Here is a 16,499-nt window from a genome sequence, read left to right as displayed (position 1 = left end):
GCCGTGCAGGCGCATCACATCACGGTTGGCATCGACCCGACGTCTGTTGTCTGCATCGCAGGCAGGCAAAAAAAACCGGAGCCGTAGCCCCGGTCAACGACATCCCCCACGAGATGTATTCCCCATCAACAAACTGCAAGGCGCTGCCGCGGCCACCGCCATGGCGAGCCGGACAGCATCCAGTCAGAAGCAGTCAGCATAAGCGGGCGCTGAGGGTCTGTCGATGGATTTGTGAAATATTTCCAACACAATTGATCAAACATTATTGTATACAATCATACAAACAAGCACTTACTGTGCAATATCAAGATTTATCGCTATTGTTTGATCAAATAATACAATCACTTGCGCAACAGCAGCCCAGCCGTCACCGGCAAAGGCCGCCGCCGATGAGCACGCGGCAAGGCCCTGGCCCGCGTGCAAAATGTTAAACAAATGCCACAGTCAGCTGGCCAGCGCCGTCAGCCGCGGCAGCTGCTCTGCCGCATGGAAGCGCCCCTTGCCATCACGCGCCACCCGCGCCAGTGCATGCTGCGGGTCGTGGGTGAAAAACAGCCGGCCTTGCCGGGTGAGCAAATCATCCAGCAAGCCACGCTTTTCATCGATCAGCTGTTCCGGGAAACGGTCGTAACCCATGGTGATGGGCACATGCACCCAGGACGCGCCGGGGATGAGGTCGGCGGCATACACCACCGGCCCGCCTTCCAGCGGAATCTCGGTCAGCAGCATGCCGGGGGTATGGCCATCGCTCAGATGAAAACGGTAATCCGCTGGCAGGCAGTCTGGTGTTTCGCCGTCGGTCAGCACCAGCCGGCCACTGTTTTCCAGCAGGGTAATCAGTTCGGGAATGAAGGACGCACGGTCGCGCGCATGCGGGGCACAGGCCCGCTGCCAGGCACTGCGGCTGACCACGAACTGCGCCTTGGGAAACAGCAGCCGCGCCGGGCCGCCATCCCAGGCCGCCAGCAGGCCGCCGACATGATCGAAATGCAGATGGGACAGCACCACCACGTCGATATCTTCGTGGCTGCAGCCGGCAGCGGCCAGATTGTCCAGCAGCACATGGCCGTCTTCCACCACGCCGTAGCGGGTTTTCAGCTCCGGGGCAAAAAAGGCGCCAATGCCGGCTTCCAGCAGAATGCGACGGCCATCGTCCTCGCGCACCAGCAGGCAGCGACAGGCCAGCGGTACGCGATGTTGCTCGTCCGGGGCCAGCCACTGGCTCCACATGGCGCGCGGCGCATTGCCGAACATGGCGCCGCCGTCCAGTTTCTGGGAATTGCCAAGCAGGGAAGTCAGGGTACGCATGGGTGCTCCGCTCAAGATGCAGTGCCGATGATTATCAAGCAAGCGCTCGGTTCTGTCACCCGCTTTGCATGGCCACGGTCAGCCGCTCAGCCCCTCGTCGCCATGGCCGATAAACAAGGCCTCCTGTTCCACCTTCAGCTGGCGCTCCAGCATGGCGGCGCACAGATCGGCCAGCATGGGCGGCAGCGGCAGGCGGGCCAGCCTGGCCAGTGCCTGCTGGTCTTCCTCTTTCAGCGGCTGGCCACCATGCGCCAGCGTCAGCTCGTCCGCCTGCATGCGCCAGGGCTGCCAGGCGCAGCCGGCCTGCCCGGCCAGCTCGCCCACCTGCAGGGCGATGGCCACCCCGGCCGGATCCAGGTCGCAGGCCACTTGCACCGGCAAGCGTAATACCGCCAGCAGATGGCCCACCGCGGCCAGCCAGCGCCGGTGCGGGTAACCCGGCACCCAGATGGTGAGCACCGGTTCGGCCTGGCGGGTCAGCACCTCGAACACGCTGAGGTTTTCCACAATACGCACCATCTGTACCGTGCCGCGGACGGCGTCCACTTGTTGCAGTGCTTCCGGCGCCAGCGCCAGCCCGCTTTGCAACAAGGCAGCCGACAACAAGGGCTGACCCGCAGCATAGAGTGTCAACGCGCCGGACAGGAAAACGTGCGGGGTATGGCGCGAGATGCCACAGGCTTCCAGCGCAATGCCGAATTCGGCCAGCCAGCGCCGGTCGGCCTCGCCAAAAGCCTTGCTGCGCCCCAGCGCATATTGGGAAAACTGCCGTTCCGTACCCCACAGCCCGGCTGTCAGCCAGCCATCCAGCGCCTGGGCGATTTTCAGCCGCCGCTCCAGTGTGGACGATTGCAGGCGCTGGGCCAGGCTGGCGGCCAGCGCTTGCAGTTGTGGATTCTGCGGCTGCCAGCCGCGCCACAGTTGCACCACCTCGTCGCGTGCGTCGGCATCCGGCAGGCCGATCAGGCTGCGCAGCTGGTAGACCTCGCGCCAGCTGACCCAGAACGGCTCCCACTGGCCTGGCCGGCCAGGTTCGGCATGCAGCTCCACCTCGCACCAGCCGCACTCCAGCAGGCGGCGCAGCAAGTCTTCAGCCTGGGCCGCATCACCACTTTGCGCCAGCAGGGTGGTCCAGCGCTGGCGCATCACGCGCAAGGCCAGCCAGCGCTGCAGCAGGGCCTGGTCGGCCTGCGGCAACAGTAGCGGCGTGGCCGCCAGGGTGGGTTGCAGCAGCAGATGATGGCCGCGTGCGCCAATGGGCAGGCGTTCGACCAGTTCCGGGGAAATACGGGCTAACCAGCTGGACATGGGGTTCTGCCAGAGTTGGGGGTGAGAAGAGTAGACCGCCGGCAGCAAACAAGTTTCCTGCCGGCGTGATGGCATCAGGCCTGCGTATCTGCGGGTGGTGCATCCACCCGGCGGCGTGTTTGCAGGATGGGCGGGGCCCACTGCTCGCCCGGCCGCTTCTTGCGGGTAGCCAGCGTCAGTTCCGACGGGGCAAAGATATTGATGTTATGGGTGTTGGGCGTGGTGATCAGATATTGCGCCTCGGTGGCCTTGAGGAAGCCGGCCACCCGGTCGATGTTGAAAATATCCAGGTGAGCAAACGGCTCGTCGATAAACACAAAGCCGGACGGATTGGCCTCGTCCATCATCAGGCCAATCAGCAGGATCAATGACTTCATCACCTGCTGGCCGCCGGACGCCTCGCCGTCGTTCATGCCCATCAGGCCCTTCTGGTCGAAGTTGAAACGCAGCGTCAGCCCGGCTTGCGCCAGCGCGGCGTCGTCGTTTTCCAGCGAGGGCAGTTCCACATCCACGCCAATGCCGGCCAGCTCGCCCAGGCGCTTGATATTGGCACCATAAGCGCGCACCGTGGCGCGCAGCTTGCCCATATAGGCGGCGCGGGCGTCGTCGGTGAGTTCGCGCGAGCGGTCCACTTCGCTCTGGCGGCGCTGACGTTCGCGGTCGATCTGCGCCAGGTCGTCGGCCAGTTTGTCACGCAGCGCCAGCACGGCTTCGTCGGTTTCCCATTCGCCGCCTTGCAGCCGTTCTTGCAGATAACTCAGCTGATGGCGCGCATCGGCGGCGCTTTCGTATTCCTCTTCCAGCGCGGCCACATGCTCGGCGGCCAAGGCATCGGCCGGCAGACGGCCAGCCCACTCGCGCAGTTCGGCCAGCAAGCGGCGCAGCTGACGGCGGCTGTTTTCCACTTCCTGACGCTTGCCGTCGTAACGCGACAGGCTTTCCTGTTCGCGCTGGCAAATGCGGTCGTGCTCCAGCCGCGCATCGCTATATCGCTGGTCTGCCGCATCCTTGGTGGCACTGGCTTCGGCCAGTTGTGCGCCCAGCTCTTGCTGCTGTGCCTGCAGGCTGTCCAGCCGGGCGGCCAGTGCGGCAAATTCTTCAGCACGGCTGTCCAGCTGGCGGATGGCATCCATGCCGCCCAGATACTCGGCCAGCCCAGCCGCCTCGCGGGTGATGGCCACCAGTTTTTCTTCGTCGGCCAGAATGCGCACATTCAGCTGCTTCAGCTCATCGCGCAGCGCCAGCAGGCGTGACTGACGCGCGCCTTCGCCAAAGGCGAACTCATGCGCGGCCACGCCAATATGGCGCGCACCACGGCGCTCGCGGAAGTAACCATCGCGGGTAATCCAGTCGCCATCAACGCCTGCGCCGGCCTGGGCGTTTTCCACCCGGTTGACCTTGTTCAGCTGCTGATACAGCCAGTCCGGCGCATTGGCGGAAAAGCGGATCACTTCCAGCAGGCTGCCCTTGCGCGCTGGTGGCGGGCTGCTGCGCTCTGGCACTACAAAATGGCGGAAGCGCAGTTTTTCGCCCAAGCGCCAGGCTTCACCCTTTTGCTGCGGATTTTCCAGCAGCACCACGTGGCGGTAGGGGCGCAGCATGGCTTCCACCGCGCCCTGCCAGCCAGCGTCCATCACCTCGATGATGTCGGACAGCATGGCGTGGCCGATATTGGCCTCATCCAGCGCAGCCTTGAACTGACGTACTTCTTCCGGCGAACGGCCACGGCCGATTTCCAGCGCCTCGACATGGTTTTTCAGATCAACCCGCTGGCGGTTCAGCTCACGCAGGCCGTCTTTCAGCTGCTCGGCCTCGCCGCGCAAGCCGGACAGCTTGTCGGACAGCGCGGCGGCATCGGCACCGTATTCACGGCTGGCCAGCGCTTGCAGGCGGTCGCGCTCTTTCAGCTGACCGCTGACGCTAGCATGTTCGGCCTTGGCGGCCATGAACTGCTCTTGCGCCTGCAAACGGGCCTGCTCGGCGGCCTGGCGTGCTGCGCCAGCGGCCACTTCGGCCGCCTTGAGCTTGGCTACCAGTTGCAAGGTGTCGTGATGCTCGCGTCGGGTGCGGCTGAGCTGACCATAAGCGGCGCGGTAATTTTGCCAGGTCTGGCCCAGCGTATTCTTGCCATCCAGATAGGCCAGCACCGGCAGGGCTTCGTCCTGCAGGCGGCGGATGGTCTGGCTGAGCTGACGCCATTCCAGGAAACGCCCGGCGCGGGTTTTCATGGTTTCCACCCGCGCTTCCAGCGCTTCTTCCTGCCGGGTGAGCGCTTCCAGTTCCAGCTCGGTGGCGCGTTGCTCGTCACGGGCGCGTTGGTAGTTGTCCAGTACGTCCTTGTCGCCGAATACCTGGAAGACCAGGTCCAGCAATTGTTTGGGGCTGTATTCGGTCAGCTTGTCGGTATCGCCCTGCTCCAGCGCCAGCACCTCGCCCACTGCCGGGGTGAGGCCAGCCACTTCCAGGCGGCGACGGTATTCCTGTACGCCCAGCCATTGCGCTTGCGCCTCGGCCAGTTCCAGCGGCACATCACCGTCCAGAATGGCGTAATGGCGCACCCAGTCGCCGCCCTGCTTCTTGATGCGGCACAGCAGCGTCACCGCATCGCTGACGATGGGAAAGAAGGGCGTGGGATACAGCCCGCCGGACGGACGACGCGGGTTGTCCACCACGCCACGCAGATAGGCAAAGGGCTCGCGGTTGTTACGCACATAGCGCTTGTAGTCACGCTTGCCGGAGCATTTGATGGCCAGCAGGGTGCGCATGGCATCCAGCAAGGTGGTTTTGCCCGAACCATTGGGGCCGATGATGGTGACAATCTGCGCGTCCAGCGGCACCGCCAGCCGTTGCCAGAAGTCCCAGTGCACCATTTCTACCGATTTCATCTGGAACATCAGCGGTCTTCCTCTTGCGCGGGGGCTTGTGTGTCGTCTTCGGGGCCTTCAACAGCAGCAAACAGGCTGGCGCCATCATCCACCACCGTGGGCTGTACTGCCTGGGCAATGGCGCTGGCGGTCTTGTCGGCCAGGGCGTCGGCGGCCTGGCTGCGGCGCTGGCCCAGTACCTCGGACAGCGCACCTTCGATGATACGTGGAGCCAGCTGGCTGTAATCGATCATCAGATCCAGCATCGGGCCTTCATCCAGCCACTTGTTACGGCGCACCACAAAGCCCAGGTTCACCAGCCGCCCCAGATTGGCATTGAAGCGGGTACGGCCACCCAGCGCCTTGCCAAAGTCGGCATACAGCGCGTCTTCCGACACGCCGGTGGACACGCCCTCGCCGGTTTCCAGCGGCTTTTGCGCGCCGAACATATCGCTCTGGTTTTCGCGCCCGGCTTCCACGCGGGCAATCTGCCGTTCGCGCTTGGGCAGGATGATCAGCGCCCACAGAATCACCAGCAGCGCCACGCCATCGCGCGGCAGGCCCAGATTATTGTTGAGCCAGGCTTCGCCGCTGCCGAATACCGGCTCGGTCATCTCCGGCAGCAGCGCCACCGCAATGTATTCGGCGTAGGGGTTCTCCACCAGGCGCAGGCCGACATCGGCCAGCCGCTTGTCCAGTTCCTGGCGGAAAAGGTCATCCAGCAGCGCCTTGCGCGCCAGCGCATCGCCGCGCGGCACCACGCGCTGCGCCAGCAGGCGGGCGGTGAGGGTTTTCAGTTGCTGTTCCATGGCTCAATTCGGGGGATGAGGAAGCAGCCGCGCGTCAGACAGCGTGGCGACTTCCGGGTGTTCGGGTTCAATCACGGCTTCGCCGCCGTGCAGGGTGAACGGCAATTTGGCCAGCGCAGCCACGATGCTGGCATCGCCATGGCTTTCCGGGTCGCCAATCAGCGACAGCAGCGACAGCCGGTAGGCGGTTTCGTTGTAGCTGTCGGCCAGCACCGCCTGCCGGATGGGGATGTGGTCGGCCCCGCTCTCGCCCAGTTGCAGGCCCAGGGTCAGCAGCTCGTCGTACATGGCCTCGGCGGCAAACAGGCGCTCTACTTCCAGCTCGCCGGACAGGGGCGCGGCCACGCTGCCGGGCAAGGTGGTATTGCCGGCCTTGGCCCGTTCGCGCGCCAGCAGCTCGAATTCCGCCATATCGGCCAGTTCCGGCGTAGCGATGAAGGCCGGTTCCGGGTTGATGGACAGGCAGCCGCTCAACTGATCGGCCAGTTGGCCCACTGCCTGACGGCGCAGCCAGTCGGCAATATCGGTGGAAGTCAGGCCGGAGCTGCCCAGATGCACCCGCTGCGCCGCCAGTTGCGCCAGACGGCGTTCGAAAGTACCGGCCAGCGCCAGCATGCGGCTTTGCGCCAGCGCGACCGCCTGCGCCTGGTTCAGCGCGGACAGGCTGAGGGTGTCGTCAGCGGTGAGGCTGCGGATCACTTCTGTCGATTTGGCCACCCAGCGCCAGACGGCTTCCAGCCGGTGCTGCGCAGCGCGGATGCGGAATTCCGATTGCGATTCCAGCGCTTCGGCAAACTCGCCATACAGCTCGTTCAGGCGCGCCAGCAAGTGCTTGAGCGCGTCATCCGACAACTGCCCCACCGCCTGCCCGGCCGCCACCTGGCTGGTGAGGTAGCCCAGTTCGACATCATCACCGGCAAAGTCAATCAGCGTGGCCAGCGCCGCCAGCGCCACGCGGGCGCCTTCGGACAGCTGGTACTGGCCGGCATCGCTGTCGTATACCAGCAATTCGCCCTCGCGCAGGCGGCCCAGAATGGTGGCCAGCTTGGTGTCGTTGAGGTAGGCAAAACGCTGGGCGATTTCCTGTGGCGTCCAGCGCGGCGCATCGGCGCGGCTACCCAGCTCGCGCAGCACCAAGAGGCGCATCAGCACCTCCTCGTCACCACCACGAAACAGGGTGACGAAGACAGACAGATACGGCCAGGCCTGTTGCAGGCGATTGACGCCGGACAGCGAATCCGGCGCGATGCCCGGCTGGAAAAAGTCGGCGAGCGATTCCAATGACATTCCGGCATGAGAAAGCAAAAGCGGATTGTCCAAGGCCGGACGGGGGTAAGTCAACGCATCTTGCATGGCAGGGGGCGAACCTGGGTGCAGCACGCCCCCTCACTCAGGCAGCGGACGGCTGCACTCGCGGCGCGCGCCGGCTTTGCGCGATATACGCCAGTGCGGCCAGGCTGATCAGGGTGGTGAACATCAGGTAAAAGCTGGGCGCCTGATTGCTGCCGGTGGCGCTGATCAGCCACACGATGATGGCCGGGGCAAAGCCGCCAAACACCGTCACGCCCACGTTATAGCCAATGGCCATGCCGGTGGCACGGGTGGCAGGCGGGAAGATTTCCGACATCAGCGCGGGCAAGGCGCCAAAGTAAATGGACTTGAGCAAGGCCAGCCAGCCCACCAGCACATACAGCGCCCAGGCACTGCCGCTCACTGACACATACAAAAACACCGGGTAAATGGTGAGGGCAAACAGCAGCCCGGCCACGGTCATTTGCCTGAGCCGCCCGATGCGGTCGGACAGCCAGCCGGAAAACGGCGTCACCACGGTGAGAATCACCCCGGCCAGCATGCTGGCGGCAAAACCGGTGGCGGCATCCATTTTCAGCTGACGAATGGCAAAGGTCGGCACGTATTGCAGCATGTAGTTGACCGCGGTGGACACGGTAATCACCCCGATGGCCGCCAGCACCATGCTTTTCTGGCTTAGCAGGACATCCCGCACCGGTGTGGCGGTATGCGCGGCCTGCTTGAAGCTGGGCGCATCGTCCAGATAACGCCGCATCAGCAAACCGGCCGGGCCAATCAGCAAACCGAAGAAGAAGGGAATGCGCCAGCCCCAGGCCAGCAGTTCTTCCTGCGTCAGCAGCTTGACCAGGGCATAGCCAAACAGCGAAGCAAACAAGGTGGCCAGGCCCTGGGTGGCAAACTGCCAGCTGGCGAGAAACCCGCGGCGGTGCGGCGCATGTTCGATCAGCATGGCGGTGGACGCGCCAAACTCGCCGCCGGCGGAAAAGCCCTGAATCAGCCGCGCCAGAAAAATGCCGATGGGCGCGGCCACGCCAATCTGCGCATAGGTGGGCAGCAGGGCGATGATGGCGGTGCCCACCATCATCAGGCTGACTGTCAGCAGCAGCGCGGCCTTGCGGCCATGGCGGTCGGCATAGCTGCCCAGCACCACCCCGCCCAGCGGCCGGATCAGGTAGGACGCCCCAAACGAACCGAAGGTCAGCAGCATGGAGGCGGTTTCATTACCCGCCGGGAAAAAGTGATGGGCAATATGGACGGCGAAAAAAGGCATAAATGGCGATATCAAACCATTCCAGCGCATTGCCGAGGGAAGTGGCCAGCACAATGCGGGTCAGGCTGAGCGGTTTGCGTTCAGACATGCGCTGCTCCAGTGAAAGATGCGCGTTGCGCAATGATCTGACTGCCCTGCTCGCCCAGGTCCCACCAGATGCCCGCCATCAGTGCCAGCGCCTCGCGTGCCACCGGTGCCAGCAAGTGTTCGTTGGGTGCATGCTGGCCGCAGCCAGGATAGGAGTGTGGCAACCACAAGGTGGGCAGCCCCAGGATGTCGGCAAAGGCATCGTTGGGCACCGTGCCCCCCAGGTTGGGCAGCAAGGCCGCCTGCTTGTCGGTACTGTGACGGATGGACGCCAGCGCCCATGTCACCCAGGGGTCGTCCAGCCTCAGCCGGGTGGCCGGCGTGGCGGACAACACGCGAACCTGCACCTGCCCCAGCCCGTGCCGCTGCAAATGCGACTCGATATGCTGGCGGGTATTGCGCCAATCCGTCCCCACTACAAAGCGCAGTTGGCAAACAGCCTTGGCGCTGGGCGGGATGGCATTCACCGGCTTGCGGGTATTGCCGGATTCCAAGGCCAGCACTTCCAGCGCGTTCCAGCCTATCACCCGCTCCAGCGGGCTCAGACCGGGCTCGCCCCAGTCGCTGTCTACCGTCGGGCTGTCCGGCTCCCCGGCCAGGATCAGGCCAGCCAATGCCCGCCTCACCTCCTCTTCCAGTGGCGGCGGGCGCAAGCCCGGCACTTGAATCACCCCATGTGCATCCACCAGGCTGGCCAGCGCATGGGCCAGCACCAGCGCCGGGTTACGCAGCGCTCCGCCCCAATTGCCGGAATGGTGGCCGCTTTCGCGCAATATCAGCTGTAATTCAAACACCACGCTGCCGCGTGAACCCAGAAACAGCGTCGGCCGCTCGGCACTGACACGCGGTCCGTCCGAGGCGATAAAGACATCCGCCCGCAAGGCCGCCTGTTCGATCTGGCAAATCTCGCGCAAACCAGGCGAGCTGATTTCCTCGCCGCTCTCGAACAGGAAGCTGCAGTTAAAGCCCAAACGGCCACCGCGCTGCGCGTATACCGCCGCCAGCGCGGCCAGATTGATACTGTGCTGGCCCTTGTTATCCGCCGTGCCACGGCCATACCAGCGTTCGCCCTCGCTAGCCACCCGCCATGGGCTAAGCCCGGCGCGCCAGTGCGACTCGTCGCCACGCACCACATCGGCATGACCGTAGCTGAGCACGGTGGGCAGATGGTCCGCCTCATGCCGCCTGGCCAGCAAAAAAGGCGCCAGCGGTGCCACCGGATTGTCCAGCAGCCGGCAGGAAAATCCCATCTCCTGCAGTGCCGGGATGATTTCCTGCTGGAAATAGGCGATTTGGGTATCAGCCTGTACCGGATTCTGGCTTTCGGTATGAAAGGCGACACGGCGTTGCAAATCCCCCAGCAAGCCTCCCTGATCGAAATACGCCTGTGCTCTGGCAATGGCATGGCTACGTTGCGCATACATCTGAGTCATTAGCAGTTACCTCGCACCTTGTTTAAGGTTGAATAACTGGCACAGTCTATGGAAGGTAATACCTTGATGACTATTGACATTATTGCCATTTCAGCAAGTGGCATTGCCTAAAACGCAAAGGAGAGGGCGGTATGTTGCATGGCATTGCACTGAAGTATTTTGTTGAAGTCGCACGCTGCGGTTCATTGGCCGCCGCTTCGGAAAACCTGCAAGTGGCGGTGTCCGCCATCAGCCGGCAAATCAGCAAACTGGAGCAGGAAACCGGCACCCCGCTGTTTGAGCGCCTGCCACGCGGCATGGTGCTGACCGAGGCCGGGCAGCTGCTGGCCGAGCATGCACGCCGCACCTTGCTGGATGCCCAGAGCGTGCTGGGAGAAATCTCCTCACGCCATGCCACCAGCAACGGCCTGGTACGGCTGGCGTGTACCGATGGTTTCGCTCACGTTTTTCTACCCGATGTCATGATGACTTATCACCGGCTCTACCCCCAGATTCGCTTTGTTTTGCAGAGCGGTATTCCGGAACAGGTGCGCCACTGGGTGGAAACCGGAGCGGCCGATATCGGGCTGGGTTTTGCCATGGAAAACACGCATGGAATTGAGCTGATACTGCAAAGCTGCGCGCCGGTGTGTGCCCTGCTGCGCCCCGGCCATCCCCTGGCCGGACAAGCGCTGCTGACCCTGGCGGATCTGACACGCTTTCCGCTGGCCATTCTGGAAAGGGGCAATACCGTGCGCCAGCTGCTGGAATGGAGCTTTGCGGCCCAGGGCAAAGTATTTGAACCCCTGCTCAGCAGCGATCACACCAGCACCCTGCATCGCTTTGCCACCCACACCGACACCATTGCGCTGGGCAGCCGTCTGGCGATTCACGGCCTGCCGGATGGTGCCAGCTTGCTGGCCAAGAACATTGATGAACCGCTGCTGCAACAACGGCAGCTGCAACTGATGACCATGAAAGCCCGCCGCCTGCCCGCCGCGGTCAGCACCTTCTTGCGGCTGCTGGAATGCCAGCTGCAGCAAGCGCTGCAAGCGTGAAGCACGACTGCCGGAGCTGACCGGGCATGAAAAAAGCGGCCCCCGGAACGGGAAGCCGCTTGTGATCTGGCCGGAAAGTGCCTTACTTCAGACTGCCGGACAGAAAGGCTTTCAGGCGCTCGCTCTTGGTATTGCCGAACACTTCGTCCGGGTGGCCTTCTTCTTCCACCAGTCCCTTGTGCAGGAACATGACATGGTTGGACACATTGCGGGCAAAGCCCATTTCGTGCGTCACCACAATCATGGTGCGGCCTTCTTCGGCCAGGGTCTGCATCACCTTGAGCACTTCGCCCACCAGTTCCGGGTCCAGTGCCGAGGTGGGTTCGTCAAACAGCATCACCTCCGGCTCCATCGCCAGCGCACGGGCAATGGCCACACGCTGCTGCTGGCCACCGGACATGTGCGCCGGGTACTTGGCCTGGGCCTGGGCATCCAGCCCTACCTTGCGCAGGTATTTTTCGGCGCGGGCAATGGCTTCGTCGCGGGACAGGCCCAGCACGTGGATGGGGGCTTCGATGACGTTTTCCAGCACTGTCATGTGGCCCCACAGATTGAAGTGCTGGAACACCATGGCCAGCTTGGAGCGCATGGTTTGCAGCTGTTTCTGGTCGGACGGAATCAGTTCGCCCTGCTTGTTTTTCTGCAGGCTGATTTCCTCGCCACCCAGGCTGATGCTGCCGGCATTGGGCTTTTCCAGAAAGTTGATGCAGCGCAAAAAGGTACTTTTGCCGGATCCGGAGGAGCCGATGATGCTGATTACATCGCCGGCCTTGGCCTTGAGCGAGATGCCCTTGAGCACTTCATGGCTGCCATAGCTTTTGTGCAGGTCTTTGACGACTAGCTTTTCCATCTTTGCTTATCCTTGCGTGTTGCTCAGGTCTTCATCGGGCGCAGGTGCGCCAGCCACTTGCTTTCCGCCTTGCGGAACAGGGCCACCAGAATGAAGGTGATGCACAGGTAAATCAGCGCCGCCAGGCCAAAGGCGTCGAACGAATCATAGGTGGCGGCGTTCACGTCGCGCGCCACTTTCAGGATGTCCGGCACGGTGGCGGTGAAGGCCACGGTGGTGGCATGCAGCATCAGGATCACTTCGTTGCTGTAGGCCGGCAGGGCACGGCGCAGCGCGGAAGGAATGATCACGCGGCGGTACAGGGTGAACTTGTTCATGCCATAGGCGCGGCCAGCCTCGATCTCGCCATAAGGGGTGGCCTTGATGGCACCGGCGAAGATTTCGGTGGTATAGGCACAGGTATTCAGGCCAAAGGCCAGAATGGTGCAGTTATACCCTTCGCGGAAAAAGTGATTGAGGATGTCCACATCGCGCACGATATCCAGGCTGTACATGCCGGTGTAGAAGAACAGCAGCTGGATGTACAGCGGGGTGCCGCGAAACACGTAGGAGAACAGCCATACCGGGCGCGACAGCCACTTGGACCGGGACACGCGGGCGATGGCCAGCGGAATGGAAGCGCAAAAACCGAAGGCAATGGAAACCACCAGCAGCCACATGGTGACCGCCAGGCCGGACAGATGGTAGCCATCGGTCCACAGGAAGGCTTTCCAGTATTGTTGGATGATGTCGATCACAGTTCAGCCTCCCGCACGCCGGTGGAATAGCGACGTTCCAGCCACATCAGGACCAGGCTGGAAACCGACGTCAGAATCAGGTAAATGGCACCGGCCACCACGGTGAAGAAGAATACCTTGTAGGAGCTCTTGCCGGCATCGATGGAGGCCTTCACCACATCGGACAGGCCGATGATGGACACCAGCGCGGTGGCCTTCAGCATCACCTGCCAGTTGTTGGAGATGCCCGGCAGGGCAAAGCGCATCACCTGCGGAAACTGGATGCGGGAAAAGGTTTGCCAGCTGCTCATGCCATAGGCAATGCCAGCTTCGATCTGGCCTTTGGGCACGGACAGGAAGGCACCGCGGAAGGTCTCGGTGAAATAGGCCCCGTAGATGAAGCCCAGGGTGAACACGCCGGACACGAAGGGATTGAGGTTGATCTGCTCCATGCCCTGCCATTCGGTCAGATGGTTCATGCCGATCTGCAGGCTGTAGAAAATCAGCAGCATCAGTACCAGATCCGGTACGCCGCGAATCAATGTGGTGTAAAGCGTGGCAATGCCCTTGAGCAGCGGATTGCTCGACAACTTGGCGCCAGCGCCTCCCAGACCGATGACGAAAGACACCAGGAGCGACATGACCGCCAGCTCCAGTGTGACCCATGCACCGTCCAGGATGATAGGCCCGAATCCATCCAGAAACATGGCCGTTCCCCCTGTATGTTTATGCGCTTGCCCACGCAGATCGCGCGCGGCCCGAAGCCATGCCACAGGCAGCCACGGGCAAGCCCTGGCAGCAGCGGTGGCTGCAGGTCAGTCTGGTGTGCAAGGCGATATGGATACGGACGTAACAGTGGGTGTTACGCATCTCCTCCGTACCCGTTATGAAAACGCGCCCCGGTCAGACTCCGCCGGGGCGCTGTGCTTCAGTCTGGCTTACGACTTATTTGCCGTATACGTCAAACTTGAAGTATTTCTTTTCGATTTTCTTGTAGGTGCCATCTTTCAGCATGCCGGCAATCGCCTTGTCGATGGCAGCCTTCAGATCGGTATCTTCCTTGCGCAGGCCGATACCGGCACCGGTACCCAGGGTTTTCGGGTCGTTCAGGTCACCACCGGCGAAGGCAAAGCCCTTGCCTTCCGGCTTTTTCAGGAAGCCTTCGTCAGCCTGGATGGCGTCTTGCAGCGAGGCGTCCAGACGACCGGAGGCCAGGTCAGCCAGCACCAGGCTCTGGTTCTGGTAAGGAACCACTTCTACACCGCCCGGTGCCCAGTGGGCCTTGGCGTAAGCTTCCTGGATGGTGCCTTGCTCAACACCCACGCGCTTGCCCTTCAGCGAAGCCGCAGTCGGCATCAGGCCGGAGCCGGCCTTGGCCACCATGCGGGTCGGCGTATTGAACAGCTTGGCCGAGAAGTTGATTTCTTTCAGGCGGGCTTCGTTGATGGACATGGAGGACAGCACGCCATCAAACTTTTTGGCCTTCAAGGCGGGGATCATGCCGTCGAAGTCATTTTCCACCCAGACACATTTGGCCTTCAGGCGTGCGCAGATTTCGTTGCCCAGATCGATGTCGAAACCGACCAGCTTGCCATCCGGAGCCTTGGACTCGAACGGAGCGTAGCTGGCGTCAACGCCAAAACGAACTTCCTTCCAGTCCTTGGCGAACGCGCCAAAAGAAGTGGCCATCAGTGCCAGAGAAACGGCGGTAATCACTTTTCTCATCAGACTTCTCCTTACTGCTTTGTTTTATTTGTTCACAACATGCCGGGCAGCCCCTGCCACCGCGACATACCGATACGCCGCATCAACACGCCCTGCCTTTTGGGCAGGTCAGCTGATTGCCTGCATGGTTATATGAATAGCGCAAATTGTCCAGAACCTCGATTCCGGATACAGGATAAATAACGCATCCATCCTGACCGGGGAGGACAGCAGGCAAAGTAAACGCCCAGAAATGGAAAATCAAGTCGCATTCGATTGTATTTTTGAGTACAAAATACAACAAGCGCAAGTAAAAACACGTAGCGCAACCAAGAAAATCACGCCGCGCCCCTGTGACCAGCCCTGCCGGGCAGGGTGCTGCCAGCAGGTGCAACACCCGCACCGGAGCGTGGCTGGCCGCTGTTGCCGCACTGCGGCAACCAGGCCCCACGCCATCCCGGCCCGCGACACAGGCCATCCGACAGGCGCAAAAAAACCGGTTCCCGACAGGGAAACCGGCTGTGCAAACCGTGCGTGCGGCTTAGTTGTCTTCGCCGGCGGCCTTGGCCGCGGCAGCAGCAGCCTTGGCCGCCTCGATCTCTTCCTGACGGGCACGGGCAGCGGCCTTGCGCGCCAGACGGGCCTCCTCGGCCAGACGCTCGGCTTCTTCGGCGGCCGCACGGGCGCGGGCGCGCATGATGCGCAGATAGTTGTCGATGGCACGCACCAGTTCGCGTGTACCTTCGTGGGTCAGCGCGGAAATGGCGAATACGCGCGGGGTATCGACATCGAAACCCAGGCTGTCATCTGGCTGGGTCTTGGGCCAGCCATAGGCTTCCAGGAAGGCGCTTACCGTCAGGTCGCGCTCTTCTGCCGGCAGCATGTCCAGCTTGTTCAACACCAGCCAGCGCGGCTTGCCGTGCAGCTCGGCATCGTATTTTTCCAGCTCGGCCACGATGGCGCGCGCTTCACGTACCGGATCGACATCCGGATCGAACGGTGCCACGTCGACGATATGCAGCAGCAAGCCGGTACGCTGCAGATGCTTGAGGAAGCGATGGCCCAGCCCGGCACCTTCGGCCGCACCTTCGATCAGGCCGGGAATATCGGCAATCACGAAGCTGCTGGTATCGTCCATGCGCACCACGCCCAGATTGGGGTGCAGCGTGGTAAACGGATAGTCCGCCACCTTGGGACGCGCCGCCGATACCGAACGGATAAAGGTGGACTTGCCGGCATTCGGCATGCCCAACAGGCCCACATCGGCCAGCACCTTCAGTTCCAGCTTCAGCGTACGCTGTTCGCCTTCTTCACCCGGCGTGCTCTGACGCGGCGCGCGGTTGGTGGACGACTTGAAATGGATATTGCCCAGGCCACCCTTGCCGCCACGGGCAATCATCACCCGCTGGCCGTGGTGGGTCAGGTCGGCCACCAGCTCGCCGGTGTCGTGATCGGTAATCACCGTGCCCACCGGCATGTGCAGTTCGATATCGTCACCGCCCTTGCCATAGCAATCGGCACCACGGCCACGCTCGCCATCCTGTGCCAGGTATTTTTTGACGAAACGGTATTCCACCAGGGTGTTGACGTTTTCATCCGCCACCGCATACACGCTGCCACCCTTGCCGCCATCGCCACCGTCCGGGCCACCAAAGGGCACGTACTTTTCACGACGGAAGCTGGCAGCACCGTTGCCGCCCTTGCCCGCCATCACTTCAATACGGGCTTCGTCGATAAATTTCATAAATCCTCCTTGAGGAGTCAGGCGTCAAGGTTGCGAGCCTCATCCAGCCCTCACGCCT

At 62.4% G+C, this 16,499-nt stretch carries 14 protein-coding genes; 1 reads left to right on the top strand and 13 read right to left on the bottom strand.

Annotated elements, in window-relative coordinates; translation table 11 throughout:
- Positions 1–444: 444 nt before the first annotated feature.
- The 8 genes from JHD64_RS06300 to JHD64_RS06265 all read right to left on the bottom strand — a co-directional run bounded on the left by JHD64_RS06300 (position 445) and on the right by JHD64_RS06265 (position 10,390).
- Complete coding sequence (locus JHD64_RS06300) at positions 445–1,308, bottom strand: MBL fold metallo-hydrolase (protein WP_199052627.1); 864 nt, start codon at positions 1,306–1,308, stop codon at positions 445–447.
- Positions 1,309–1,386: 78 nt separating this feature from the next.
- Positions 1,387–2,616 carry a DUF2399 domain-containing protein gene (locus JHD64_RS06295; RefSeq protein WP_110313155.1) on the bottom strand — a complete coding sequence of 410 codons (1,230 nt, stop codon included), beginning with the start codon at positions 2,614–2,616 and terminating at the stop codon, positions 1,387–1,389.
- A 74-nt stretch (positions 2,617–2,690) separates the two neighbouring features.
- Positions 2,691–5,510 (bottom strand): ATP-binding protein, encoded by a 2,820-nt coding sequence (locus JHD64_RS06290; protein WP_199052626.1) that lies wholly within the window; start codon positions 5,508–5,510, stop codon positions 2,691–2,693.
- Positions 5,510–6,289, bottom strand: coding sequence for a hypothetical protein (locus JHD64_RS06285; RefSeq protein ID WP_199052625.1), 780 nt, complete (start codon positions 6,287–6,289; stop codon positions 5,510–5,512). Before JHD64_RS06285 ends, JHD64_RS06290 begins: the two co-directional genes overlap by 1 nt.
- 3 nt (positions 6,290–6,292) lie before the next feature.
- Positions 6,293–7,576 (bottom strand): hypothetical protein, encoded by a 1,284-nt coding sequence (locus JHD64_RS06280; protein ID WP_199052624.1) that lies wholly within the window; start codon positions 7,574–7,576, stop codon positions 6,293–6,295.
- Positions 7,577–7,679: 103 nt separating this feature from the next.
- The gene (locus JHD64_RS06275; protein WP_199052623.1) at positions 7,680–8,870 is read right to left on the bottom strand and encodes an MFS transporter; all 1,191 of its coding nucleotides are present in this window, start codon (positions 8,868–8,870) and stop codon (positions 7,680–7,682) included.
- Positions 8,821–8,958, bottom strand: coding sequence for a hypothetical protein (locus tag JHD64_RS06270; protein WP_199052622.1), 138 nt, complete (start codon positions 8,956–8,958; stop codon positions 8,821–8,823). The genes JHD64_RS06275 and JHD64_RS06270 overlap by 50 nt, the downstream gene beginning before the upstream one ends.
- Positions 8,951–10,390 (bottom strand): M20 family metallopeptidase, encoded by a 1,440-nt coding sequence (locus JHD64_RS06265; protein WP_199052621.1) that lies wholly within the window; start codon positions 10,388–10,390, stop codon positions 8,951–8,953. The genes JHD64_RS06270 and JHD64_RS06265 overlap by 8 nt, the downstream gene beginning before the upstream one ends.
- 131 nt (positions 10,391–10,521) lie before the next feature.
- Here JHD64_RS06265 and JHD64_RS06260 point away from each other — a divergent pair, with 131 nt between their 5' ends.
- A complete protein-coding gene (locus JHD64_RS06260) occupies positions 10,522–11,427 on the top strand; it encodes a LysR family transcriptional regulator (protein WP_059284485.1) in 906 nt (301 codons plus the stop codon).
- Between the two features lie 82 nt (positions 11,428–11,509).
- On the opposite strand, the gene JHD64_RS06255 is transcribed toward JHD64_RS06260, so the two are convergent.
- The 5 genes from JHD64_RS06255 to obgE form a co-directional block, all read right to left on the bottom strand.
- Positions 11,510–12,277: an ABC transporter ATP-binding protein gene (locus JHD64_RS06255; protein WP_059284482.1), complete on the bottom strand. Its 768-nt coding sequence runs from the start codon at positions 12,275–12,277 to the stop codon at positions 11,510–11,512.
- Between the two features lie 23 nt (positions 12,278–12,300).
- On the bottom strand, positions 12,301–13,014 hold the full coding sequence (locus JHD64_RS06250; protein ID WP_059284481.1) for an ABC transporter permease: 714 nt from the start codon (positions 13,012–13,014) through the stop codon (positions 12,301–12,303).
- The gene (locus JHD64_RS06245; protein ID WP_059284480.1) at positions 13,011–13,700 is read right to left on the bottom strand and encodes an ABC transporter permease; all 690 of its coding nucleotides are present in this window, start codon (positions 13,698–13,700) and stop codon (positions 13,011–13,013) included. Before JHD64_RS06245 ends, JHD64_RS06250 begins: the two co-directional genes overlap by 4 nt.
- A gap of 238 nt (positions 13,701–13,938) precedes the next feature.
- Complete coding sequence (locus tag JHD64_RS06240) at positions 13,939–14,718, bottom strand: ABC transporter substrate-binding protein (protein ID WP_059284479.1); 780 nt, start codon at positions 14,716–14,718, stop codon at positions 13,939–13,941.
- A 520-nt stretch (positions 14,719–15,238) separates the two neighbouring features.
- A complete protein-coding gene (obgE, locus tag JHD64_RS06235; RefSeq protein ID WP_059284478.1) occupies positions 15,239–16,441 on the bottom strand; it encodes a GTPase ObgE in 1,203 nt (400 codons plus the stop codon).
- Between the last annotated feature and the right edge of the window lie 58 nt (positions 16,442–16,499).

The sequence above is a fragment of the Aquitalea sp. ASV15 genome, assembly GCF_016429115.1.
Taxonomy (GTDB): domain Bacteria; phylum Pseudomonadota; class Gammaproteobacteria; order Burkholderiales; family Chromobacteriaceae; genus Aquitalea; species Aquitalea magnusonii.
The sequence above is the reverse complement of the archived record's forward strand: the minus strand, read 5'-3'. Positions and strand labels throughout refer to the sequence as shown.